17 protein-coding genes and 1 pseudogene are annotated in these 22,869 nt (G+C 64.5%); 10 read left to right on the top strand and 8 right to left on the bottom strand.

Annotated features, from left to right (window positions below; all coding sequences use genetic code 11):
* Positions 1 to 14: 14 nt before the first annotated feature.
* The 5 genes from P6U29_RS37865 to P6U29_RS37845 form a co-directional block, all read right to left on the bottom strand.
* The gene (locus tag P6U29_RS37865) at positions 15 to 1,031 is read right to left on the bottom strand and encodes a branched-chain amino acid ABC transporter permease (protein ID WP_407115204.1); all 1,017 of its coding nucleotides are present in this window, start codon (positions 1,029 to 1,031) and stop codon (positions 15 to 17) included.
* Positions 1,032 to 1,033: 2 nt separating this feature from the next.
* Positions 1,034 to 1,912, bottom strand: coding sequence for a branched-chain amino acid ABC transporter permease (locus P6U29_RS37860; protein ID WP_407115203.1), 879 nt, complete (start codon positions 1,910 to 1,912; stop codon positions 1,034 to 1,036).
* A gap of 13 nt (positions 1,913 to 1,925) precedes the next feature.
* Positions 1,926 to 2,639 carry an ABC transporter ATP-binding protein gene (locus P6U29_RS37855; RefSeq protein WP_407115202.1) on the bottom strand — a complete coding sequence of 238 codons (714 nt, stop codon included), beginning with the start codon at positions 2,637 to 2,639 and terminating at the stop codon, positions 1,926 to 1,928.
* The gene (locus P6U29_RS37850; RefSeq protein ID WP_407115201.1) at positions 2,636 to 3,433 is read right to left on the bottom strand and encodes an ABC transporter ATP-binding protein; all 798 of its coding nucleotides are present in this window, start codon (positions 3,431 to 3,433) and stop codon (positions 2,636 to 2,638) included. Before P6U29_RS37850 ends, P6U29_RS37855 begins: the two co-directional genes overlap by 4 nt.
* 66 nt (positions 3,434 to 3,499) lie before the next feature.
* The gene (locus tag P6U29_RS37845) at positions 3,500 to 4,366 is read right to left on the bottom strand and encodes an IclR family transcriptional regulator (RefSeq protein WP_407119544.1); all 867 of its coding nucleotides are present in this window, start codon (positions 4,364 to 4,366) and stop codon (positions 3,500 to 3,502) included.
* Between the two features lie 130 nt (positions 4,367 to 4,496).
* Between P6U29_RS37845 and P6U29_RS37840 the strand changes: the two genes are divergently transcribed.
* The 7 genes from P6U29_RS37840 (at position 4,497) to P6U29_RS37810 (ending at position 13,630) form a co-directional block, all read left to right on the top strand.
* Complete coding sequence (locus P6U29_RS37840) at positions 4,497 to 6,593, top strand: 3-hydroxyacyl-CoA dehydrogenase NAD-binding domain-containing protein (RefSeq protein WP_407115200.1); 2,097 nt, start codon at positions 4,497 to 4,499, stop codon at positions 6,591 to 6,593.
* 124 nt (positions 6,594 to 6,717) lie between these two features.
* Positions 6,718 to 8,400: a dicarboxylate--CoA ligase PimA gene (gene pimA, locus P6U29_RS37835; RefSeq protein WP_407115199.1), complete on the top strand. Its 1,683-nt coding sequence runs from the start codon at positions 6,718 to 6,720 to the stop codon at positions 8,398 to 8,400.
* Positions 8,397 to 9,584 (top strand): acetyl-CoA C-acyltransferase, encoded by a 1,188-nt coding sequence (locus tag P6U29_RS37830; RefSeq protein ID WP_407115198.1) that lies wholly within the window; start codon positions 8,397 to 8,399, stop codon positions 9,582 to 9,584. Before pimA ends, P6U29_RS37830 begins: the two co-directional genes overlap by 4 nt.
* 48 nt (positions 9,585 to 9,632) lie before the next feature.
* Complete coding sequence (pimC, locus tag P6U29_RS37825) at positions 9,633 to 10,823, top strand: pimeloyl-CoA dehydrogenase large subunit (RefSeq protein WP_407115197.1); 1,191 nt, start codon at positions 9,633 to 9,635, stop codon at positions 10,821 to 10,823.
* A 191-nt stretch (positions 10,824 to 11,014) separates the two neighbouring features.
* Entirely contained in the window at positions 11,015 to 12,157 is a 1,143-nt protein-coding gene (gene pimD, locus P6U29_RS37820) for a pimeloyl-CoA dehydrogenase small subunit (protein WP_407115196.1), read from the top strand.
* Positions 12,158 to 12,333: 176 nt separating this feature from the next.
* Complete coding sequence (locus P6U29_RS37815; protein ID WP_407115195.1) at positions 12,334 to 13,107, top strand: SDR family NAD(P)-dependent oxidoreductase; 774 nt, start codon at positions 12,334 to 12,336, stop codon at positions 13,105 to 13,107.
* Between the two features lie 130 nt (positions 13,108 to 13,237).
* Positions 13,238 to 13,630 carry an endonuclease domain-containing protein gene (locus P6U29_RS37810; RefSeq protein WP_407115194.1) on the top strand — a complete coding sequence of 131 codons (393 nt, stop codon included), beginning with the start codon at positions 13,238 to 13,240 and terminating at the stop codon, positions 13,628 to 13,630.
* A gap of 43 nt (positions 13,631 to 13,673) precedes the next feature.
* Here the strand turns inward: P6U29_RS37810 and P6U29_RS37805 are convergent.
* A pseudogene (locus tag P6U29_RS37805) lies at positions 13,674 to 14,755 on the bottom strand (ISAs1 family transposase).
* Positions 14,756 to 15,122: 367 nt separating this feature from the next.
* Here P6U29_RS37805 and glpK point away from each other — a divergent pair.
* Together glpK and P6U29_RS37795 are read left to right on the top strand one after the other, a co-directional pair.
* Complete coding sequence (gene glpK, locus P6U29_RS37800) at positions 15,123 to 16,628, top strand: glycerol kinase GlpK (protein WP_407115193.1); 1,506 nt, start codon at positions 15,123 to 15,125, stop codon at positions 16,626 to 16,628.
* A gap of 113 nt (positions 16,629 to 16,741) precedes the next feature.
* Positions 16,742 to 17,335: a GNAT family N-acetyltransferase gene (locus P6U29_RS37795; protein WP_407115192.1), complete on the top strand. Its 594-nt coding sequence runs from the start codon at positions 16,742 to 16,744 to the stop codon at positions 17,333 to 17,335.
* A 91-nt stretch (positions 17,336 to 17,426) separates the two neighbouring features.
* On the opposite strand, the gene P6U29_RS37790 is transcribed toward P6U29_RS37795, so the two are convergent.
* A complete protein-coding gene (locus tag P6U29_RS37790; protein WP_407115191.1) occupies positions 17,427 to 17,936 on the bottom strand; it encodes a DUF6636 domain-containing protein in 510 nt (169 codons plus the stop codon).
* A 54-nt stretch (positions 17,937 to 17,990) separates the two neighbouring features.
* Between P6U29_RS37790 and P6U29_RS37785 the strand changes: the two genes are divergently transcribed.
* Positions 17,991 to 18,620 carry a glutathione S-transferase family protein gene (locus P6U29_RS37785; protein WP_407115190.1) on the top strand — a complete coding sequence of 210 codons (630 nt, stop codon included), beginning with the start codon at positions 17,991 to 17,993 and terminating at the stop codon, positions 18,618 to 18,620.
* A gap of 402 nt (positions 18,621 to 19,022) precedes the next feature.
* Here the strand turns inward: P6U29_RS37785 and metH are convergent, their stop codons facing one another.
* Positions 19,023 to 22,868, bottom strand: a complete 3,846-nt coding sequence (gene metH / locus P6U29_RS37780) for a methionine synthase (RefSeq protein WP_407115189.1) — start codon at positions 22,866 to 22,868, stop codon at positions 19,023 to 19,025.
* Between the last annotated feature and the right edge of the window lies 1 nt (position 22,869).

Below are 22,869 nucleotides of genomic sequence, written 5' to 3'. Positions count from 1 at the left end.
GTCCGTGAGAGTTTCTAGTTTTTCCTGAGCTTGCCGATGAGTTGCTGGCCTATGATCGCGACCTGCCTTGCGCCATGCGGCACGAGGTAGATGACGAGGAACAACAGCACGCCGAACACGGCACCGGAGAGGCCCTTGGAGATACTTTCCGCCATGTTCGGCACGAAGATGATGAAGGCCGCTCCGACGAACGAGCCGGGCAGCCAGCCGACGCCGCCGACGACCATGCCGAGGAACAGAGAGATTGCGAGGTTGATCGTGAAGCTGTCCGGCGCCACGAATTGCACTGCGATGGCGCCGAGCGAGCCGGCAACGCCGGTGATGGCGGCGGAGACGCCGAAGGCCAGCGTCTTGTAGAGCGCGACGTCGACGCCCATGGCCGAAGCCGCGATCTCGTTGTCGCGGATCGCCATGAAGGCGCGCCCCGAGCGTGAGCGCAACAGGTTCACCGAGAAGATGTAGATCGCGAGTACAACGGCGAGTGAAAAGTAGTAGAGCCACATGTCCTGCGACATCGGCAGGCCGAACGGCGCATCAGGCTTGGTGACAACAAGGCCTTGCACGCCGCCGGTCCAGTGCTCGAGGAAGTTCAGCTTCAACAGCTGCGGCATCGCGGTGGCGAGCGCGAAAGTCGCGAGCGCGAGATAGACACCGGACAGTCGCAGCGCCGGCTTGCCGAACAGGTAACCGAACGCGAAGCAGATCGCGGCGGAGATCGGAATGGTCAGCGCGTAGTTGATGTTGGCGTGCTCCATCAGCACCGCCGAGGTATAGGCGCCGACGGCATAGAACGCGCTCTGGCCGAGCGAGAACTGGCCGGAGCCGCCGGTCAGGATGTTCAGAGCCAGCACCGCAAGCCCGTAGATCAGGAGCATCGTCATCTGGAAGATGATGAAGTTCTTGACGAACACCGGCACGATCAACAGGGCTGCCAGCACTACAAGCGAGGTGCCGGTGCCCAGCGTCATGGCCCGCTTCGGAACCGCCTCGACCGCCTCGTGGCCTTCAACGACTTCTTCTACTGCGCTCATGATCAAACTCGCTTGACGATGTGCCGGCCGAACAGGCCAGCGGGTTTGACGACCAGGACGGAGATGATCAGCGCGAGCGCGATCGGGAGCTTCAGCTCGTTGCCGATGCCGGGAATGTAGGTGCCGACAAGGTTCTCGAAGATGCCCATCAGGAAGCCGCCGACCACGGCGCCGAGCGGCGAGGTCAGGCCGCCGAGCACAGCCGCAGCAAAGCCATAGAGCAGGACGCCGACCATCATGTTGGGTTCCAGGAATACGACCGGTGCGATCAGCATGCCGGCAATCGCGCCAATGGCAGAAGCCATGCCCCAGCCGAGTGCGATCATCCAGGATGTATTAATACCGACGAGCCGCGCCGATTCAGGCAACGAGGCGGCGGCTCGCATGGCGAGCCCGATCCGGGTGTACTGAAAGAAGAAGTAGAGCGCGACCAGGAGCAGCAGGGTGACACCGATCATGCCGGCCTGGTGGGTCGAGATCAGCTGGCTGCCCAGGAACGGCGAGGAGCCGAACGGGGTCGGATACTGCTTGATGGTGAAGTCCCAGATCAGGCCTGCCGAGGAGTTGATGATCGCAAACAGCGCGATGAAGCCGGCGACGTTGGTCAGGATCGGCGCCTTGGCGAGCGGCTTGAACAGGATGCGCTCGATGGCGATGCCGCCGACAAAGGCGAAGACCAGCGTAATCGCGAAAGCGCCCCAATAGGGCACGCCCCACTGCATCAGCTGCCATGAGACGAAAGTCGCAAACATCGCCATCTCGCCTTGCGCGAAGTTGAGATGGTCGATGGCCTGGTAGATCATGACCACGGCGAGCGCCATGCAGGCATAAATCGCGCCCGTGGCGATGCCGGCCAGGACTTGGTTGGTAAAGAGCTCCATTGTCCCGGCTCCCTCAGTAACCCAGATAGGATTTGCGGATTTCTTCGTTGTTCGCGATGTCCTTGGCCTTGCCCGACATGACGATGCGTCCGGTCTCGATCACGTAGGCGTGGTCGGCAAGCTCGAGCGCGAGCTGGGCGTTCTGCTCGACCACCAGGATCGACACCTTGTCCTCGCGATTGATCTTGCCGAGAATGCCGAACAGGTCGCGCACCACTAGCGGCGCGAGGCCGAAGGACGGCTCGTCCAGCAGCATCAGCCGCGGCCGCAGCATCAACGCGCGCGCAACCGCGAGCATCTGCTGCTCGCCGCCGGAGAGGGTGCCGGCCTGCTGGGTGTGCCGCTGCTTTAGCACAGGGAAATGCGCATACATGCGCTCGATATCGGAGACGATGCCGGCGCTGTCCTTGCGGGTGATCGCCCCGAGCTGGAGGTTCTCCTCCACCGTCATGTTGGTGAAGGTGCCGCGGCCCTGCGGTACATGGGCGATGCCGAACCGCACGATGTTCTCGGTCGAGCGGTTGTTCAGCGGCTTGCCGTCGAACTCGATCGCGCCGGTCGAGCGCACCATGTTGCAGATCGCGCGCAGAGTCGTGGTCTTGCCGGCGCCGTTGGCCCCGAGCAGCGTCGTCAGCGATCCCTCGTTGAGCGAGAACGACAGGCCATGGAGCGCCTGGACCTGGCCGTAATAGGCGCGCAAATCCTTGACGTTGAGCAGTGTCGTCATTGGTCTTTGCTCCCGAGATAGGCCTTGATGACGTCGGGGTCCGCCTGCACCTGCGCGGGGGTGCCTTCCGCGAGCTTCTTGCCGAAATTGAGCGCGACGACATGGTCGGCAATCGACATCACGAGGCCCATATGGTGCTCGACCAGCAGCACGGTCATGTGGCGCTCATCGCGGATGCGGCGGATGAGGTCGCCCAGCACATGGACTTCCTCATGATTGAGGCCGCCGGCCGGCTCGTCGAGCAGCAGGATCTTCGGGTCGGCCGCCAGCGCGCGCGCCAGCTCGACCCGCTTCTGTGTGCCGAAGGGCAGGCCGGAGACGATGGTGTGGGCGACGTCCTCGAGGTCGAGATAGGCGAGGATCTCGTGCACCTTCTTGTTGACACTGGTCTCGCTGCGCCGGACCCAGGCAAGCCTCAAGGAGTCGCTGATGATGTCGCTGGAGGTCTTCGAATGTGCGCCGACGCGGACATTGTCCATCACCGATAGATTCGGAAACAGCGCCACGTTCTGGAAGGTGCGGCCGATGCCGATCTCGGCGATCCGGTGCGGCGGCCGCGACAGGATGCTCACGCCTTCCATCAGGATGTCGCCGGACGACGGCTGGTAGAGCCGGCTGAGGCAGTTGAACAGCGTGGTCTTGCCGGCGCCGTTGGGGCCGATCAATCCGAGGATCTGGCCCTTGTGCATGTCGAAGGACACACCGTTGAGCGCAACGATGCCGCCGAACACGACGCTGACGTCGCGAACTGCGAGCAGGGGCGATGTCCCCCGCGCGAGCTGGGCCTGCGTCATCTCGTCTCGCTCACGTCGTTCAGTGAGCGATGGGGCGATGCGAACCGCTCCCGATGATGACAAATGCTATCTGAACCCCTCGGCCACACGCGCAACTTTTCCTCCTGATTTCAGCTTTTTGCTGATGTCTTTTTTGGAATGCGGCATCAGACCCCCGAGCGCCGCTTCGATGTTCCTTACCATCGCAAGCAGACGCGGTCCAATGTCGTTGATCAAACGTTCTTCCGTGAAGCGGAATGCGGGCGCGCCGCAATTAAATGCATAGGGCCCAGTTCCGTCGTTGAGCTTGAGTGCCACGCCGGCGGCGCCGATGTCGTCGTGCCAATCTCCGACCGAAATGGCGAAGCCGTATTTCGCGATGATCTCGCCGGACCGCTCCAAACCGTCGCGCATCTTCGGCCAGCGGCTGCCGTAATGTTCGCGCAGAATGCGCGACACTTCAGCGCGACCCTCGTCGTCGAGCGCCCAGTAATAGGCGCGGCCCATCGCGGTAGTTGCAATCGGGACGCGCGAGCCGACGTCAAGTTGAACACCGACCGTCTCGCTCCCGCGACTCTGCCCGAAATAGATCATGCTGTGACGGTCGCGGCCGCCGACGGCGACGGCGCCGCCGGTCGCGCGCATCACTTCCTCGCGGAACGGCTCGGACAAATGCCGAACGCCCAGATTGGCTAATGCCGCGTAGCCGAGCGACATCGCTGCGGGTGCGAGCTGGTACTTCTCGAACCGGGGAACCGGCGTCAGATAGCCGAGCTTGGTCAACGTGTAGGTCAGCCGCGACACGGTTGGCTTGGGCAGATTTGTCCGCGCCGCGATCTCCTGATTGCCGAGCAGGCCGTCATTGGGTTGGAACGCGCGCAATACATCCAGTCCGCGGGAAAGCGCGACGACGAAATTCCGATCGGTCGCAGTCTTCTTTCCTGTACGCTTCATCCCTGATCTGCTTCTTGCGCGGAGTCGTTGACAACGTCCGTGCTTCAAAATAACCCTGCCGTCAAGATGCGGAATTAAATTCCGCAGCGCGAAATCGAACAAAAGTAAATTCCCACCAAGGAGGGACACCGTGAGCGAAGTGGTCAAGCTTGAGCGTCATGATGAAGTCGGGATCGTCACGGTCAACAGCCCGCCGGTCAATGCGCTGAGTGCCGCAGTCCGCGGTGGTATCCTCGAGTGCATCAAGGCTGCAATCGCGGATCCCGCGATGAAGGGCATCGTGCTGACCTGCGCCGGCCGCACCTTCATCGCCGGTGCCGACATCACCGAGTTCGGCAAGCCGCCGAAGCCGCCCGCGCTCAACGACGTGCTGTCCGAGATCGAAAATTCGCCGAAGCCCGTGGTCGCCGCGATCCACGGCACTGCGCTCGGCGGCGGCCTCGAGGTCGCGCTCGCCTGCCATTTCCGCGTGGCGGTGAAAGAAGCCAAGCTCGGTCTGCCCGAGGTGAAGCTTGGCCTGTTGCCGGGTGCTGGCGGCACCCAGCGCCTGCCGCGTGCAGTGGGCCCAGAGCTCGCCGTCAAGATGATCGTCGGCGGCGATCCCATCGGTGCCGCGGAAGCGCTGAAGAACGGTTTGATCGAGGAGATCGTCGAAGGACCGGCGTCGGGCGGCGAAGCCTTCGTGCGCAAGCTGCTCGCCGAGAAGCGCCCGCTGCGCCGGCTGCGCGACGACGATTCCAAGCTCGCGGCCGCCAAGGCCGACCGCTCGATCTTCACCAATGCGGTTGCGGCCATGACCAAGAAGTCGCGCGGCCTGGAGGCGCCGTTCGCGGCCGCGGATGCCGTCGGCTATGCCATCGACCTGCCGTTCGACGAAGGTCTGAAGAAGGAGCGCGAGGGCTTCCTCAAGCTCGTCGCCAGCGACCAGTCCAAGGCGCAGCGCTACGCCTTCTTCGCCGAGCGCGAGGCCAACAAGATCGCGGGCGTGCCTGAAGGCACCAAGCCGCGCCCCGTTAACCGTGTCGCCATTCTCGGCGCCGGCACCATGGGCGGCGGCATCGCGATGTCCTTTGCCAATGCCGGCGTTCCCGTCACGCTGATCGAGACCGGCGAGGAGCAGCTCAAGCGCGGCATGGGCATCATGCAGAAGAACTGGGAAGCGACCGCAGCGCGCGGCGGCATCCCGGCCGATGCGCCCGCCAAGCGCATGGCGCTAATCGACGGCAAGGTCGGCATCGAGAATGTCGGCGATGCCGACCTCGTCATCGAGGCCGTGTTCGAGACTATGGCGGTGAAGAAGGAGGTGTTCGGCAAGCTCGACCAGTACGCCAAGCCCGGCGCGGTGCTCGCCTCCAACACCTCGTATCTGAACATCGACGAGATCGCGAAGTCGACCAAGCGTCCGCAGGACGTGCTCGGCATGCACTTCTTCTCGCCGGCCAATGTCATGAAGCTGTGCGAGATCGTGCGCGCCGACAAGACCGCGCCGGACGCTCTCGTGACGGCGGTCACGATCGCACGCAAGATCGCGAAGGTGCCGGCCGTTGTCGGCGTCTGTGATGGCTTCGTCGGCAACCGCATGCTGGCGCAGCGCGGCAAGCAGGCCGAGAAGCTCCTGTTCGAAGGCGCGCTGCCGCAGCAGGTCGATGCGGTGGTGACAAAATTCGGCATGCCGATGGGGCCGTTCGCGATGGGCGACCTCGCCGGCCTCGACATCGGCTGGCGTTCTCGCAAAGACCGCGGCATCAAGTCGGAGATCGCGGACGCTTTGTGCGAAGCCGGCCGCTTCGGCCAGAAGACCGGCAAGGGCTACTACAAGTATGAAGCCGGCTCCCGTGCGCCGCTGCCCGATCCGGAGGTCGAGAAGCTGATCGACGAGACGCTTCTCCGCCTCGGCCGCAAGAAGCGCGTCGTCAGCGACGAGGAGATCCTCGAGCGCATGATGTACCCGATGATCAACGAGGGCGCCAAGATCCTCGAAGAGGGCATCGCGGCGCGTCCCTCCGACATCGACGTGGTCTGGCTCTACGGCTACGGCTGGCCGATCTATCGCGGTGGCCCGATGTACTGGGCCGACACCGTCGGCCTCAAGCACATCGCCGACCGTCTTGCCTTCTACGCCAAGGAGACCAACGATCCGAGCCTCGAGCCCGCCCCGCTGCTGAAGAAGCTGGCGGCCGAAGGCAAGACGTTCGCCTCGCTGGCGGCGGCGTCGAAGGCGGCGTGATGGGGCTTTACGCTCCAACTCTCAGTCATTCCGGGGCGCCCGCAGGGCGAACCCGGAATCTCGAGATTCCGGGTTCGGCTCTTCGAGCCGCCCCGGAATGACTGTCCCTGTGGTTAAGCAAGCAATGACCCATCCCGGCGAACAGTTTTATCCCGAGGGCGTGCGGTGGGACGACACCATCGTCCAGGGCACGCTGCCTGACCTCTTGGCGAAAGCCGCCGCCGATTACGGCCCGCGCACCGCGCTGGAGTTCCGCGACCGTCCGATCAGCTACACCGAGCTCGCAGGGATGGCCGAGCGCGCGGCCGCCGCGTTCCTGCGCGCCGGCTGCGGCAAGAACAGCTCCGTCGCGCTGTTCCTCGGCAACACGCCCGACCACCCCGTCAATTTCTTCGGCGCGCTGAAGGCCGGCAGCCGCGTTGCGCATCTGTCGCCGCTCGACGGCGAGATCGCGCTGACCCACAAGGTCTCCGACTCCGGCTCGCGCCTGCTCGTGACCTCGAACCTCCAGGCGCTGCTGCCGACCGCGCTGAAATTTCTAGAGAAGGGCCTGATCGATCGCCTCGTCGTCTGCGAGGACGACCATTGGGGCAAGATCGGCACGCCGCAGGCGGCGATCCCCAATGATCCCCGTATCGTCACCTTCAAGGCCTTTGTCGAGGGCGCGACCGCGCCGGCTGAGTGGCCGCAAGTTGCGGCCGACGACGTCGCGCTGCTGCAATACACCGGCGGCACCACCGGCCTGCCCAAGGGCGCGATGCTGACGCACGGCAATCTCACCGCGGCGGTGTCGATCTACGACGTCTGGGGCAAGCCGTCGCGTGCCGCGCGCGGCGACGTGATCGAGCGCGTGATCTGCGTGCTGCCGCTGTTCCACATCTACGCGCTCACCGTCGTGCTGCTGTCCTCGCTGAGCCGCGGCAATCTGATCTCGCTGCATCAGCGCTTCGACGTCGAAGCCGTAATGCGCGACATCGAAGTGAAACGCGCGACCTATTTCCCGGGCGTGCCGACGATGTGGATCGCAATCGCCGCGCTCCCCGACCTCGACAAGCGCGACTTTTCCTCGCTCGCCACCATCGGCTCTGGCGGCGCGCCGCTGCCGGTGGAGATCGCGAGCTTCTTCGAGCGCAAGGTCGGCAAGAAGCTGCGCAGCGGCTGGGGCATGACCGAGACCTGTTCGCCCGGCACCGGCCATCCACCGACGGGTCCCGACAAGCCCGGCTCGATCGGCCTGATGCTGCCGGGCATCGAGCTCGACGTGGTCGCGCTCGACGATCCCAAACGCGTGCTGCCATCAGGCGAGGTCGGCGAAATCCGCATCAAGGGCCCGAACGTCACCAAGGGCTACTGGAACAAGCCGGAGGGATCCGCGGAGGCCTTCGTCGACGGCCGCTTCCTCACCGGCGATATCGGCTATGTCGACACCGACGGCTATTTCTTCCTGGTCGACCGCAAGAAGGACATGATCATCTCCGGCGGCTTCAACGTCTATCCGCAGATGATCGAGCAGGCGATCTACACCATCCCGGGCGTGCACGAGGTGATCGTGCTCGGCATCCCCGACCAGTATCGGGGCGAAGCCGCCAAAGCCTTCATCAAGCTGAAGCCCGACGCAAAGCCGTTCTCGCTTGAGGAACTGCGTGCGCAGCTGGCCGGCAAGCTCGGCAAGCACGAGCTGCCGGCGGCGGTCGAGTTCGTCGCCGACCTGCCGCGCACGCCGGTCGGAAAATTGTCGCGCCACGAATTGCGCCAGCAGCAGAAGCCGTCACAATCCATTCAACATGCATCAGGAGGTCGCGCTTGACCGACGCCGTCATCGTTTCCACCGCCCGCACCCCGATCGGCAAAGCCTATCGCGGCGCGCTCAATGCCACCGAGGGCGCAACGCTGCTCGGCCATGCCATCGGCGAGGCTGTCGCGCGCGCAAAAGTCGATCCGAAGGAGGTCGAGGACGTTGTGATGGGTGCAGCGCTGCAGCAGGGCGCGACCGGCGGCAACATCGCCCGCAAGGCACTGCTGCGCGCCGGACTTCCCGTCACCGTCGCCGGCACCACGATCGACCGGCAATGCGCCTCGGGCCTGCAGGCGATCGCGCTCGCCGCGCGCTCGGTCATTTTCGACGACGTCGAGATCGCGGTCGGCGGTGGCGGCGAGTCGATCAGCCTCGTGCAGAACGACAAGATGAACGGCTTCCATGCGCAGGACCCGGCGCTGCTGAAGATCAAGGGCGAGGTCTACATGCCCATGATCGACACCGCCGAGGTCGTCGCCAAGCGCTACGGCATCTCGCGTGAGAAGCAGGACGAGTACTCTCTCGAGAGCCAGCGCCGCACCGCCGCGGCCCAGCAAGGCGGCAAGTTCAAGGAGGAGATCGCACCGATCACGACGCAGATGGCGGTCACCGACAAGGCGACCGGCGCGGTGTCGATGAAAGAGGTCACCCTGTCGCAGGACGAGGGTCCGCGTCCCGAGACCACGATCGAAGGCCTCGCCGGCCTCAAGCCTGTGCGCGGCGAGGGGTTCACCATCACCGCCGGCAATGCCAGCCAGCTCTCCGACGGTGCCAGCGCCTCCGTCATCATGAGCGACAAGGAAGCCGCCAAGCGCGGCCTTGCGCCGCTCGGCATCTTCCGCGGCTTCGTCTCCGCCGGCTGCGAGCCGGACGAGATGGGCATCGGCCCGGTCTTCGCCGTGCCGCGCCTGCTCAAGCGCCACGGCCTGACGGTCGACGACATCGGCCCCTGGAAGCTCAACGAAGCCTTCGCGGTGCAGGTGCTCTATTGCCGCGACAAGCTCGGCATCGACCCTGACAAGATCAACGTCAATGGCGGCGCGATTTCGGTCGGCCATCCCTACGGCATGTCTGGCGCACGCCTCACCGGTCACGCTTTGATCGAAGGCCGCCGCCGCAAGGCGAAATACGCGGTCGTCACCATGTGCGTCGGTGGTGGCATGGGCGCTGCGGGGCTGTTCGAGGTGCTGCAGTAACTGCCGTCGTTAAGACGGCAACATAAAAATCGCTCACAGGAGGATCCGATGGATCTCGCATTCACGAAAGAAGAGCAGGCGTTTCGCGAGGAAGTGCGGCAGTTCTTCCGCGACAACGTGCCGCCGGACACGCGGCGCAAGCTGGTCGAGGGCCGTCATCTCACCAAGGACGAGATGGTGACGTGGTGGCGCATCCTCAACAAGAAGGGCTGGGGCGTCAGCCACTGGCCGAAGGAATATGGCGGCACCGGGTGGACCGCCGTGCAGCACTACATCTTCAACGAGGAGCTGCAGGCGCATCCCGCGCCGCAGCCGCTCGCCTTCGGCGTCAGCATGGTCGGCCCCGTCATCTACACGTTCGGCAACGAGGAGCAGAAGAAGAAATATCTTCCGCGCATCGCCAATGTCGACGACTGGTGGTGCCAGGGTTTTTCGGAGCCCGGCTCCGGCTCCGATCTTGCTTCGCTCAAGACCAAGGCCGAGCGCCGTGGCGACAAGTGGATCATCAACGGCCAGAAGACCTGGACCACGCTCGCCCAGCACGCCGACATGATCTTCTGCCTCTGCCGCACCGACAACAATGCCAAGAAGCAGATGGGCATCTCCTTCATCGTGTTCTCGATGAAGTCGAAGGGCGTCACCGTGCGCCCGATCCAGACCATCGACGGCGGCCATGAGGTCAACGAAGTCTTCTTCGACGACGTGGAAGTCCCGATCGAGAACCTGATCGGCGAGGAGAACAAGGGTTGGGACTACGCAAAGTTCCTGCTCGGCAATGAGCGCACCGGCATCGCCCGCGTCGGCGTCTCCAAGGAGCGCATCCGCCGCATCAAGGATCTCGCCTCCAAGGTCGAATCCGGCGGCAAGCCGATCATCCAGGATCCTGCCTTCCGCGAGAAGCTGGCGGCCTGCGAGATCGAGCTGAAGGCGCTCGAGCTCACACAGCTGCGCGTCGTCGCCGACGAGGGCAAGCACGGCAAGGGCAAGCCCAACCCGGCTTCGTCAGTTCTGAAGATCAAGGGCTCGGAGATCCAGCAGACCACCACCGAGCTCCTGATGGAAGTGATCGGTCCCTTCGCCGCGCCTTATGACGTGCATGGCGATGACGGCTCCAACGAAGCCATGGACTGGACCGCCCAGATCGCGCCGAGCTACTTCAACAACCGCAAGGTCTCGATCTACGGCGGCTCCAACGAGATCCAGCGCAACATCATCGCCAAGGCGGTGCTGGGGCTGTGATGCTCTTCTCCCTCTTCCCGTTCTTACGGGGAGAGGGGTGGGGTGAGGGGCTCTCTCCGCGCAGAGATTGCCGAGATAGCGGTACCCCCTCACCCGGATTGCATCTTCGATGCAATCCGACCTCTCCCCGCAAGCGGGGAGAGGTGAAGAGCCCCTCGCAACGCAGACACTTTTGACTCGAGGAAACAGAAATGGATTTTGATCTGTCCGAGGAGCAGCGGCTTCTCAAGGAAAGCATCGACGGCCTCTTGACCGATTCCTACGATTTCGAGAGCCGCAAGAAGTACATGAAGGAGAAGGGCGGCTGGAGCAAAACCGTCTGGCTCAAGCTCGCCGAGCAGGGCCTGCTCGGCCTGCCCTTCGCTGAGGCCGATGGCGGTTTCGGCGGCGGCGGCGTCGAGACCATGATCGTGATGGAGGCGCTCGGCAAGGCGCTGGTGCTCGAGCCTTATCTGGCGACGGTGGTGATCGGCGGCGGTTTCCTGCGCCACGCCGCCACCGATGCGCAGAAGGCCGCGCATGTGCCCGGGATCATCGACGGCAGCAAGACGCTCGCCTTCGCCCAGCTCGAGAAGAACTCGCGCTACGATCTCTTCGACGTCTCGACGACCGCGAAGAAGAAGGGCGATGGCTGGATCATCGACGGCGAGAAATTCGTCGTGCTCAACGGTGAGAATGCCGACACGCTTCTAGTCACCGCGCGCACCAAGGGCGATCGCCGCGACAAGACGGGTATCGGCGTGTTCCTGGTCCCCGCGAATGCCAAGGGCGTCGCCAAGAAGGGCTATCCGACCCAGGACGGCCTGCACGCTGCCGACATCACCTTCACCGGCGTCGAGGTCGGCCCGGACGCCGTGCTCGGCAACCCCGAGGATTCGCTCGCACTGATCGAGCGCGTGGTCGATGAAGCCCGCGTCGCACTCTGTGCCGAGGCGGTCGGACTGATGGATGAATCGCTCAAGACCACCGTCGAGTACATCAAGACCAGAAAACAGTTCGGCGTCGCGATCGGCTCGTTCCAGTCGCTCCAGCACCGCGCCTCCGACATGTTCGTGGCCGCCGAGCAGGCACGCTCGATGTCGATGTTCGCGACCATGGCGAACGATTTCGAGGACGCCAAGGAGCGCACCAATGCGATCGCTGCGGCCAAGGTGCAGATCGGCAAGTCGCTGAAATTTGTCGGCCAGCAGTCGATCCAGCTCCACGGCGGCATCGGCATGACCATGGAGGCGAAGATCGGCCACTACTTCAAGCGCCTCACCATGATCGAGAACACCTTTGGCGACACCGACTACCACCAGCGCCGGGTCGCGGACGCCGGTGGGTTGATCTAAGCCACACAAGGACTGTCATCCCGAGGCATCACGAAGCGATGAGCCCGGGATCTCTCCACGTCGTCATTGCGAGCGAAGGGAAGCAATCCAGGATCTTTCCGTTGAGGCAGTCTGGATTGCTTCGTCGCTTCGCTCCTCGCAATGACGGAGGTTGTTGAAGCAGCGGAACAACATCAATGAAAAACACCCCGTTCGATCTCACCGGCAAGGTCGCGGTCGTCACCGGCTCCAGCCGCGGCATCGGCCGCTCCTCCGCCGAACTGCTGGCGAAACTCGGCGCCAAGGTGGTCGTCTCCTCGCGCAAGGCCGACGCCTGCAAGGAAGTCGCCGATGGCATCATTGCGGCCGGCGGCGATGCCATCGTCATCCCCTGCAACATCGCGCGCAAGAACGAGGTCGAGGCGCTGATCGCGGGTAGCACCAAGCACTACGGCAAGATCGACATTCTCGTCTGCAATGCCGCGGTCAATCCCTATTACGGCCCGCTGCTCGACATCACCGATGAAGCCTTCGACAAGATCATGGGCTCGAACGTCAAGAGCAACATCTGGCTCGCCGCGCTCGCGATCCCTGAGATGGCCGAGCGCGGCAACGGCTCCGTGATCATCATCTCCTCGATCGGGGGCTTGCGCGGCTCCACCGTGATCGGCGCCTACGGCATCTCCAAAGCCGCCGATTTCGCGCTGTGCCGCTCGCTCGCCGGCGAATGGGGCCCGAAGGGCGTCCGGGTCAACTGCATCGCGCCCGGCCTCGTCAAGACCGATTTCGCCCGCGCGCTCTGGGAAGACGAAGCCAACCTGAAGCGCCGCACCGCCACCACCCCGCTCCGCCGCATCGGCGAACCCGACGAAATCGCCGGTGCCGTCGCCTACCTCGCCTCCGACGCTTCGAGCTTCATGACCGGCCAGACCATCGTCATCGATGGCGGCGTCACCACAGCGGCGGTGTAGCCGTCCCACTACTTGCAATTGTAACGCGAGCGCGCTTTCCTTACCCTCCCCTGGAGGGGTCCGGGACGAACGCAGCTCGCCCGTGGGTCGCTCGCGCGAAGCGCGAGCGGGGTGGGGTGAAGCCACGGCAATGGTCTCGACATCGATCCGACGCGCCGCCGCGAAGAAGCTGAGAGCGAACACCACGCCGCATGAGCGGATGCTGTGGCGCGCCCTCAAAGAACTTCCGATGGACGGCTCGCACTTCCGCCGGCAAGCGCCGCTCGGTCCTTACGTGGTTGATTTCTTCTTGCCAGCCAAGCGCCTCATCATCGAACTCGACGGTGGACACCACAACGAGGACAATGTGGCCGCCCGCGACCTCGAACGCCAACGCTGGCTCGAAAACGAAGGCTATCGCGTCATCCGTTTCTGGAATTCGGAGATCGTGAGTGACCTGACCGCTGTGCTCGAACGCATCTATATCGAGCTGTACGAATCGCGCGAAGCAGAAGCCGCACCATTGAGGCATCGCCGAACGTAATGTCTCGAGCGCTTCTTCTCTTACCCTCCCCTGGAGGGTAGGGCTATCGCATATGGCCGAGGGTGGAGAGAAGGAAGTCATTATTCCATCTGGCTTGGAGCATTTTATGGCTGATGCGCGCAGGACCGGGGGTTGCCTGCAGCGTATTGATGGCCAGCTTGCGGATGAGGGCGAGATTTTCCGCAGCGTGATCCTTGCGGCTGCGGCAGGCATCCTCATCGAACAGAACGTCGAGGACCCAGTGCAGGTTGTTCTCGATGCTCCAGTGGGTACGCACGACCTCGAGCAGCTTTTTGGCCGACAGCAGGCGCGAGGCCAGGAAGTATCGGACCGTATGCTTGGCGGTCTTGCCAGAGTTGGCGCGCCAACTGTCGATGCGAGCGACGGCGGCGATAGCGGGGAAGTCATATTGCTTCGCCAACTGTGGCGCCGGCGCGACGATGGCCTGCCGGCGCTCGACGCGGCCGTGCGCGGCGGCCTTCCGTTGACTCGCCCGTGCGGGCTTTCGGGCTGTGTCGATCAGCGTCTTGACGGCCTTGAAGAGCCGGCCACGGTTGCTCTTGATGGCCAACACGTAGTGCCCCTTCCGGTCGCGGATGGCCTGTGCGGTGTCGGGCCGGCAATGCAAGGCGTCGGCGGTGACAAGAGCCCCGTCCAGATCGAGCAGCGCCAGGACTTCGAGAGCCCCGGCAACCTCGTTGCGATTGGGAGCCTTCCGCTGAGCCAACGCCATGCGAGTGCCGGCCGCCCAGACATTGACCATATGCAGTGGCGTGGCCTGCCGGCCACGCGTGAAGGCTCCGCGCAGAGCCTTGCCGTCGATGCTGACCACCCCTTGATGCCGAAGCTCTTGCTGAACTTGCGCAAAACCGCTTCCAGACCCTTCGGGTCCAACGCACGGAAGACGTTGCTGAACGTATCGTGGCTCGGAATGCCGTGCCTGAGCTCCAGAAATCGCCGCAACAGCTCCTCGCGGCCTTGGCCAAAGAACTCGAACTCGGTGCAGGTCTTGGCGCCAGCCAGCGTGGCTGCCAATGCAATGACAAGGACATCCACCAGATCGTGTCGGGTGTTGCTGGCGCGCGGATCCTTGAGCGGTCGAAACAGGCGCTTGAGCTTGCGCATTCAGGGCTCCCTCGAGAAGCGAGAGACACCCTAAGAATCCAGTTCCAACCCCTTTGCAATACCCCTCTAGCGCCATATGCGATTCCCCTACCCTGGAGGGGGAGGGTCGCTGCGCATGCAATGCGCAGCGGGGTGGGGTGACAGACTATCCACGAATGCGGTGTTTCGGAATGGCACGGTGGAGATGCTCTTCGCCGCAAGAAAGGCCGCCTTTGTGGCTTCACCCCACCCCGTCCGCGCTGCGCGCGGTCGACCCTCCCCCTCCAGGGGAGGGTAAGAGAGACCAACCTTGACCTTGCCGCCCTAATCCGCTCCCTTTGCCGCGACGCAATGATCCCCTCCAGGGAAAACGCCAAGGTACGCCGCCATGTCTTTCGTCCTCGCCATCGACCAGGGCACCACCTCCTCGCGCGCGATCGTGTTTCGCGGCGATATTTCCATTGCGGCGAAGGCGCAGGCCGAGTTTCCGCAGCATTTTCCGGCCTCGGGCTGGGTCGAGCACGAGCCGGAGGACATCTGGACCTCGACCGTGATGGTCTGCCGCGAGGCCATCGAGCATGCCGGCATCAGCGCAAAGGACATCGCCGCGATCGGCATCACCAATCAGCGCGAGACCACGGTGGTGTGGGACCGCGCCACCGGGCAGGCCGTGCACCGCGCCATCGTGTGGCAAGACCGCCGCACCGCGGATATCTGCGCCAAGCTGAAAGCCGACGGCCGCGAGCCCGTGATCTCGCAGAAGACCGGCCTGATCATCGATCCCTATTTCTCTGGCACCAAGGTCGCCTGGATCCTCGACCACGTCCCCGGCGCCCGGGCACGCGCCGCGCGCGGCGAATTGATGTTCGGCACCATCGATTGCTACCTGCTCTGGCGTCTCACCGGCGGCAAGGTGCACGCTACCGACGCCACCAACGCTTCGCGCACGCTGCTGTTCAACATCCACACCGGCGAGTGGGACGACGAGTTGCTGGAGATCATCGGCGTGCCGCGCTCGATGCTGCCCGAGGTGAAGGATTCCTCCGCCCGTTTCGGCGAGAGCACGCCGGACCTGTTCGGCGGCCCCATTGCCATCTCCGGCATTGCCGGCGATCAGCAAGCCGCCACCATCGGCCAGGCCTGCTTCCGCCCGGGCATGATGAAATCCACTTACGGCACCGGCTGCTTTGCCTTGCTCAACACCGGCACGACGCCGGTGGTCTCCAAGAACAAGCTGCTCACCACTGTCGCCTATCAGCTCGATGGCAAACGCACCTACGCGCTCGAAGGCTCGATCTTTGTCGCCGGCAGCGCGGTGCAATGGCTGCGCGACGGCCTCGGCATCATCAAGCACGCCGCCGAAACCGGACCTCTTGCTGATCAGTCCGACTCCATGCAGAGCGTCTATCTCGTCCCCGCCTTCGTCGGCATGGGCGCGCCCTACTGGAATCCGCGCGTGCGCGGCGCGCTGTTCGGCCTCACCCGCAACACCGGCCCCGCCGAGCTCGCCCATGCCGCGCTCGAAAGCGTCTGCTACCAGACCTTCGACCTCTGGGCCGCGATGCGCGCGGACTGGCCGAGCTCGGAAACCGCAAGCGTCGTGCTGCGCGTCGACGGCGGCATGACCGCCTCCGACTGGACCATGCAGCGCCTCGCCGATCTCCTGGATGCCCCCGTCGACCGCCCCGTGATCCAGGAGACCACGGCGCTGGGCGCCGCCTATCTCGCCGGCCTCAATGCGGGCGTCTATCCCGAGCCGACCAAATTCGCCGACAATTGGCGCCTCGAGCATCGCTTCAAGCCGAACATGAGCGAGGCGACTCGGCAGCGGAAGCTCGCTGGATGGGCGCGGGCGGTGAAAGGCGTGCTGGCGAGCGACGAGGGGGAGGGCTAGCGGTAAACTTCGTAGCCCGGATGGAGCGAAGCGCAATCCGGGACCGCTGTCGCTTGTGGCACAAATCCCGGATTGCGCTTCGCTCCATCCGGGCTACACGGTTGTGGAGAAAAATGATCCTCCCCGACGGCTATTCCGACGTGCCCGCCGGCAAGATCGCGGCGGTCGTCACGCATCTGGAGATGACCGCGCCTCCCGCGCGCCGCGACGATCCCCCTGGCGCCTGGATCCTGCGCAAGGTCGACACGCCCGCGCTCCACTGGTACCGCGAACTCTTCCGCCGCGTCGGCGACGATTGGCTGTGGTTTTCGCGAGCCCGTATGACAGACACCGAGCTCGCCGCAATCATCCGCGCGCCTGAAATCGAGATCTACTCTCTGGTCGTGGACGGCCGCGATGAAGGCCTGCTCGAACTCGACTTCCGCGAGCCCGGCCAGTGCGAGCTCGTCTATTTCGGCGTCACCGCACCCTTGATTGGCACCGGCGCCGCCCGCTTTCTGATGAACCGCGCGCTGGAGCTTGCCTGGTCTCGCAACGTCCGCCGGGTCTGGGTGCACACCTGCACGCTCGACCATCCAGCGGCCGTCGCGTTCTATCAGCGCTCCGGCTTTCGCCCGTTCCGCCGCCAGATCGAGATCGCCGACGACCCGCGCCTCGACGGCACCGCGCCGCGGACGGCGGCGAAGCACGTGCCCATCATCGAATAGTGCGCGCGGCCGTAGCCCGGATGAGCGGAGCGATATCCGGGGAAGCCCTCAAGAAGTCCCCGCATGTCGCTTCGCTCATGCGGGCTACTCCTCAAAACACCTCCTGCTTTCCCCGCGCCAGCGAGAACCCCCGCTGCATCGCGTTGAAGCAAGTCAGCCCCGTCTGCTCCGACCGGCAAGTAAATCCCCCGCGCTGCCACACCCCGCCGTAGGCGAGCACCGGCAGCGAGGCATCCATCACCATGTCGCCGGCGCAGATGCGCCCCGCAGCCCCCTTCGCGCTCATCTCGAAGGCGTTGCCATAGTCGAGTTCGCAGTCGGCTGGCCGGTGCGGGCGCGCGTCCATGTTCATGATGTCGCAGCGGAGCACACCCTGTCCGTTCTCTGTGAAGAACTGGCAGGCGATGTTCTTCGACGGCGTCAGGAAGCCGGTCGGGCGGTCCTGGGCATGCGCGGTGCTTGCAGCGGCGAGCAGGACGAGGACGGTGAAGTATCGCAAGGACATGACAAACTCCCGGCTGGTCGGCGCCGCATTGATCCCCTTTTGTTGCGTCGCGCGCAATGCTCTCCTTCCAAGATAGTTGTTGCGATCCACGCGCATTGGCGATGAACTCGCGCGCCCTGCTATATCCCACGACTGACAAGAGCGAGAGCCATGTTCCTGATCGGCCAATATGATTCCCCCTTCGTCCGCCGTGTCGCGATTGCGCTCCGGCTTTACGGGCTCGCCTTCGAGCACAGACCGTGGTCGACCTTCGGCGATGCCGACAAGATCGCGCCCTACAATCCGCTGCGCCGCGTGCCGACCCTGGTGCTCGATGACGGCGAGGCGCTGATCGAGAGCACGATCATCCTCGATTATCTCGACGATCTCGTCGGACCCGGGAAGGCAATGCTGCCACGAGGTGGCATCGAGCGGCGCAAGCACTTGCGCATCTGCGCGCTTGCCTCCGGGCTCGGCGACAAGGCGGTGAGCCTGCTCTACGAGCGTGTGCTGCGGAAGGAGCAGCTGGCGCTGTGGGTCGAGCGCTGCCAGGCGCAGATCGCTGACGTGCTCGGCGTGCTCGAAGCCGAGCGGGCCAAGGTGACGACGCCGTACTGGCTGGGCGATCGCATCGGCCACGCCGACGTCGCGGTGGCCTGCGTCGTCCGCTTCACCCGCGAGGCGCACCCGCAGCTGTTCGAGCCTGCGCGTTACCCGGCGCTGTCGGCGCATGCCGAGCGTTGCGAGGCACTGGCACCGTTCAAGGAGATCGTGCAGCCACTGGCGCCGCCGAAGGGATGAGGCCCCTTACCCTCCCCTCGAGGGGGAGGGTCGATCGCGCGCAGCGCGAGCGGGGTGGGGTGACAGACCATCCGCGATCTCGCTGCTCGCGTGTCCTGCTCGAGGTTCTCAGTGCGATCGCGTTCGTGGCTTCACCCCACCTCGGTCCGCATTCCGCTGCGCTGCATGCGAACCGATCCTCCCCCTCCAGGGGAGGATGGGCATCGTGCATGTAGGAAGAGGTGAAGGGGCACTCGCATCCGCCCAAGTTGCGAAACCGGCGTGGTCGGCGACGATGAAACAATACCCCTGTTTTGCCCGACGCCGCAACTCGCTTTCGGTAAGACCGAAATTGCTCAACCTTTTCAACCCCATCGCTACTGTGCATGGGGTTGTTTTCTCACTTCTTGTTTTGCGGCCCGCCTATCCCGCCCCCGCGCGCTTCTTCTGCCAGACGAGGTGCACCGCGCAGGTGCAGCCCGGCGGATGCGAGGCGAGGTCTTTCGGCATCTCGTCGTTCGCCGGCGTCGCCGCGAAGGCCTTGTCCTGATGCGACGGGATGTAGTTCAGCACCGGCGCGAGCCAGCGCTCAGCTTTCGCGACGCTCATGCCCTTGCGTGCCGCGTAGTCCTCGACCTGATCGCGCTCGATCTTGCCGACGCCGAAATAATAGCTCGCCGGGTTTGCAAAATAGAGCCCGGATACGGACGAGCCCGGCCACATCGCAAAGTTCTCGGTGAGCTTCACGCCGGCGGTGGCTTCCGCATCGAGCAGCGCGAACAGCGTCGCCTTCTCGGTGTGATCGGGCTGGGCGGGATAGCCGGGCGCGGGGCGGATGCCCTGATACTTCTCGAGGATCAGCTCCTCGTTGGTGAGCGCTTCATCCGGCGCATAGGCCCAGAACTCCCGGCGCACGCGGGCATGCATGCGCTCGGCAAAGGCTTCGGCAAGGCGGTCGGCCAGCGCCTTGCACAGGATCGAGGAGTAATCGTCATTCGCTTTTCTGAAGCGGTCGGCGACCGCATCCTCGCCGATCCCTGCGGTGACGACGAAGCCGCCGATATAATCGGGCACGCCTGTGGGCGCGATGAAGTCCGAAAGCGCCGCGTTGAAACGGCCCTCGCGCTTCTCCAGCTGCTGGCGCAGCGTGTGCAGCGTCGCGATGCTCTTGGTCCGGCTTTCGTCGGCGTAGAGCACGATGTCGTCGCCTTGCGCGTTCGCCGGCCAGAAGCCGATCGTCGCACGGGCCCGGAACCATTTCTCCCTGACGATGGTGTCGAGCATCTTGCGCGCATCGTCATAGAGCGAGCGCGCGACCTCGCCGACCTTGGCATCGTCGAGAATGGCGGGGAAGCGTCCCGCGAGCTCCCAGGTCTGGAAGAACGGCGTCCAGTCGATATAGGGGACAAGCTCGGCGAGGTCATATTCGTCGAAGCTGCGGATGCCCAAGAAGGTCGGCTTCACCGGCTTGTTCGCGGCAAAGTCGACCGGCACGCGGTTGGCGCGGGCATCGCTGAGCTTGAGCCGCTTCTTGTCGGCCTGCGCACGCAGATGTGCCTCCGAGATCTTGGCGTACTCGGCCCGCACCTCGGCGGCATAGACCTCGCGCTTCTCGGGCGAGAGCAGCGCAGAGGCGACGCCGACGGCGCGGCTGGCATCGTTGACGTGGACGACGGGACCGGCGCGATAGCTCGGATCGATCTTCACCGCCGTGTGCACGCGGCTGGTCGTGGCGCCGCCGATCAAAAGCGGCAGCTTCAAGCCTTCGCGCTGCAATTCGCCGGCGAAGAACGCCATCTCGTCGAGCGAGGGCGTGATCAGGCCCGATAGCCCGACGATGTCGGCCTTCTCGGCTTTCACCGTCTCGACGATCTTCGCCGCCGGCACCATCACGCCGAGGTCGATGACCTCGAAGTTGTTGCACTGGAGCACGATGCCGACGATGTTCTTGCCGATGTCGTGGACGTCGCCCTTGACGGTCGCGAGCACGATCTTGCCGGCGGAGGAGTTCGCGTCCGTGCCGATGCCGCTGGCGAGGTTGCGCGCTTTCTCCTCCTCCATGAACGGCATCAGGTAAGCAACGGCCTGCTTCATCACGCGCGCGGACTTCACCACCTGCGGCAGGAACATCTTGCCGTCGCCGAAGAGATCGCCGACCACGTTCATGCCGGCCATCAGCGGCCCCTCGATCACGTCGAGCGGACGCGAGGAATTCTTGCGGGCCTCCTCGGTGTCCTGCTCGATGAACTCGGTGATGCCATGCACCAGCGAATGCGACAGCCGCTTCTCCACCGGCCATTCGCGCCAGGCGAGATCGGCTTCCTTGCTCTCGGTCTTCTTGCCGCGGAATTTTTCCGCGAGCGCCAGCAGGCGTTCGGAGGCCCCGGGGTCGCGGTTGAGGACGACGTCCTCGCATGTCTGCCGCAGCTCCGGATCGATGTCGTCATAGACGATCATCTGCCCGGCATTGACGATGCCCATGTCCATGCCGGCCTTGATGGCATGATACAGGAACACCGAGTGCATGGCCTCGCGCACCGGCTCGTTGCCGCGGAACGAGAACGACAGGTTGGAGACGCCGCCCGAGACATGCGCGCCCGGCAGGTTCTGTCGGATCCACCGCGTCGCCTCGATGAAGTCGACGCCGTAATTGTTGTGCTCCTCGATGCCGGTTGCGATCGCGAAGATGTTCGGATCGAAGATGATGTCCTCCGGCGGGAAGCCGACCTTGTTCACCAGGATGTCGTAGGCACGCTTGCAGATCTCGGTCTTGCGCGCGAACGTGTCGGCCTGGCCGACCTCGTCGAATGCCATCACGACGACCGCCGACCCATGGCGCCGCGCGATCCTCGCCTCGTGGATGAACTTCTCCTCGCCTTCCTTCATCGAGATCGAGTTGACGACCGGCTTGCCCTGCACGCATCTCAGGCCGGCCTCGATCACCGAGAATTTCGAGGAGTCGACCATCACGGGGACGCGGGCGATGTCGGGCTCGGCGGCGACAAGGTTGAGGAACGTCACCATCGCGGCTTCGGAGTCGAGCAGGCCCTCGTCCATGTTGACGTCGATAACTACCGCGCCGTTCTCGACCTGGTCGCGCGCGACCTGCAGCGCGGCGGTGTAGTCGCCGGCGGTGATCAGCTTGCGGAAGCGGGCCGATCCCGTGACGTTGGTGCGCTCGCCGACATTGACGAAGGGAATGGCGTCCGTCAGCACGAAGGGCTCAAGGCCAGAGAGGCGCAAGCGCGGTGCGATCTCCGGCACGATGCGCGGCTTGTGCGGAGCGACCGCGGCGGCGATTGCAGCGATGTGATCCGGCGTCGTGCCGCAGCAGCCGCCGACGATGTTGACGAGGCCGTCGCGCGCGAACTCGCCGATCAGGCGCGCCATGTACTCAGGCGTCTCGTCATACTGGCCGAACTCGTTCGGCAGGCCGGCATTGGGATAGGCACACACGAGCGTGTCGGCGACGCGGCCGATATCGGCGATGTGCGCGCGCAGATCCTCGGCGCCGAGCGCGCAGTTGAAGCCGATGGTGACAGGCTTGGCGTGCCGCACCGAATTCCAGAACGCTTCCGGCATCTGCCCGGATAGCAGGCGTCCGGATTTGTCGGTGATGGTGCCCGACACCATCACGGGCATGTCGATACCGAGCTCCTCGGTGATTTCGGCGATCGCATAGAGCGCCGCCTTGGCGTTGAGCGTGTCGAAGATGGTCTCAACCAGCAAGAGGTCGACGCCGCCGTCGATCAGTCCGCGGATCTGCTCGCCATAGGATTTACGGAGATCGTCGAAGGTGACGGCGCGATAGCCCGGATTGGACACGTCGGGCGAGATCGAGGCGGTGCGGTTGGTGGGGCCGATAGCGCCGGCAACGAAGCGCGGCTTGCCGTCCTCGGCTTCGACGCGGCGGGCGGCATTGCCGGCGAGGCGAGCGCCTTCGCGCGCCATCTCGTAGACGATATCGGTGAGATCGTAATCGGCCTGCGCGATCGAAGTCGTCGAGAAGGTGTTGGTTGCGACGATGTCGGCGCCGGCGCGCAAATAAGCGGCGTGGATGTCCTCGATCGCCTGCGGCTGGGTCAGGATCAACAGGTCGTTGTTGCCGCGAAGATCGCGATGGAAATTCTTGAAGCGCTCGCCACGGAAGGCAGACTCGTCGAGCTGGAGATTCTGGATCATCGTGCCCATGGCGCCGTCGAGCACGAGGATGCGCTGGCGCGCGGCGTTCAGCAGGGCAGTTCGCTTGGCGGAAACGGGTACGGTCATT

It is taken from the genome of Bradyrhizobium sp. LMG 9283 (assembly GCF_045571415.1).
Lineage (GTDB): Bacteria > Pseudomonadota > Alphaproteobacteria > Rhizobiales > Xanthobacteraceae > Bradyrhizobium.
The sequence above is the reverse complement of the archived record's forward strand: the minus strand, read 5'-3'. Positions and strand labels throughout refer to the sequence as shown.

What these genes read in the sequence shown, in the direction of transcription:
- P6U29_RS37850 (WP_407115201.1), bottom strand. Translation starts at nt 3,433, where the DNA reads ATGACGCAGGCCCAGCTCGCGCGGGGGACATCGCCCCTGCTCGCAGTT.
- P6U29_RS37815 (WP_407115195.1), top strand. Translation starts at nt 12,334, where the DNA reads ATGAAAAACACCCCGTTCGATCTCACCGGCAAGGTCGCGGTCGTCACC.
- P6U29_RS37795 (WP_407115192.1), top strand. Translation starts at nt 16,742, where the DNA reads ATGATCCTCCCCGACGGCTATTCCGACGTGCCCGCCGGCAAGATCGCG.
- P6U29_RS37865 (WP_407115204.1), bottom strand. Translation starts at nt 1,031, where the DNA reads ATGAGCGCAGTAGAAGAAGTCGTTGAAGGCCACGAGGCGGTCGAGGCG.
- P6U29_RS37855 (WP_407115202.1), bottom strand. Translation starts at nt 2,639, where the DNA reads ATGACGACACTGCTCAACGTCAAGGATTTGCGCGCCTATTACGGCCAG.
- P6U29_RS37845 (WP_407119544.1), bottom strand. Translation starts at nt 4,366, where the DNA reads ATGAAGCGTACAGGAAAGAAGACTGCGACCGATCGGAATTTCGTCGTC.
- P6U29_RS37810 (WP_407115194.1), top strand. Translation starts at nt 13,238, where the DNA reads ATGGTCTCGACATCGATCCGACGCGCCGCCGCGAAGAAGCTGAGAGCG.
- P6U29_RS37785 (WP_407115190.1), top strand. Translation starts at nt 17,991, where the DNA reads ATGTTCCTGATCGGCCAATATGATTCCCCCTTCGTCCGCCGTGTCGCG.
- glpK (WP_407115193.1), top strand. Translation starts at nt 15,123, where the DNA reads ATGTCTTTCGTCCTCGCCATCGACCAGGGCACCACCTCCTCGCGCGCG.
- pimD (WP_407115196.1), top strand. Translation starts at nt 11,015, where the DNA reads ATGGATTTTGATCTGTCCGAGGAGCAGCGGCTTCTCAAGGAAAGCATC.
- metH (WP_407115189.1), bottom strand. Translation starts at nt 22,868, where the DNA reads ATGACCGTACCCGTTTCCGCCAAGCGAACTGCCCTGCTGAACGCCGCG.
- pimC (WP_407115197.1), top strand. Translation starts at nt 9,633, where the DNA reads ATGGATCTCGCATTCACGAAAGAAGAGCAGGCGTTTCGCGAGGAAGTG.
- pimA (WP_407115199.1), top strand. Translation starts at nt 6,718, where the DNA reads ATGACCCATCCCGGCGAACAGTTTTATCCCGAGGGCGTGCGGTGGGAC.
- P6U29_RS37860 (WP_407115203.1), bottom strand. Translation starts at nt 1,912, where the DNA reads ATGGAGCTCTTTACCAACCAAGTCCTGGCCGGCATCGCCACGGGCGCG.
- P6U29_RS37790 (WP_407115191.1), bottom strand. Translation starts at nt 17,936, where the DNA reads ATGCGCGTGGATCGCAACAACTATCTTGGAAGGAGAGCATTGCGCGCG.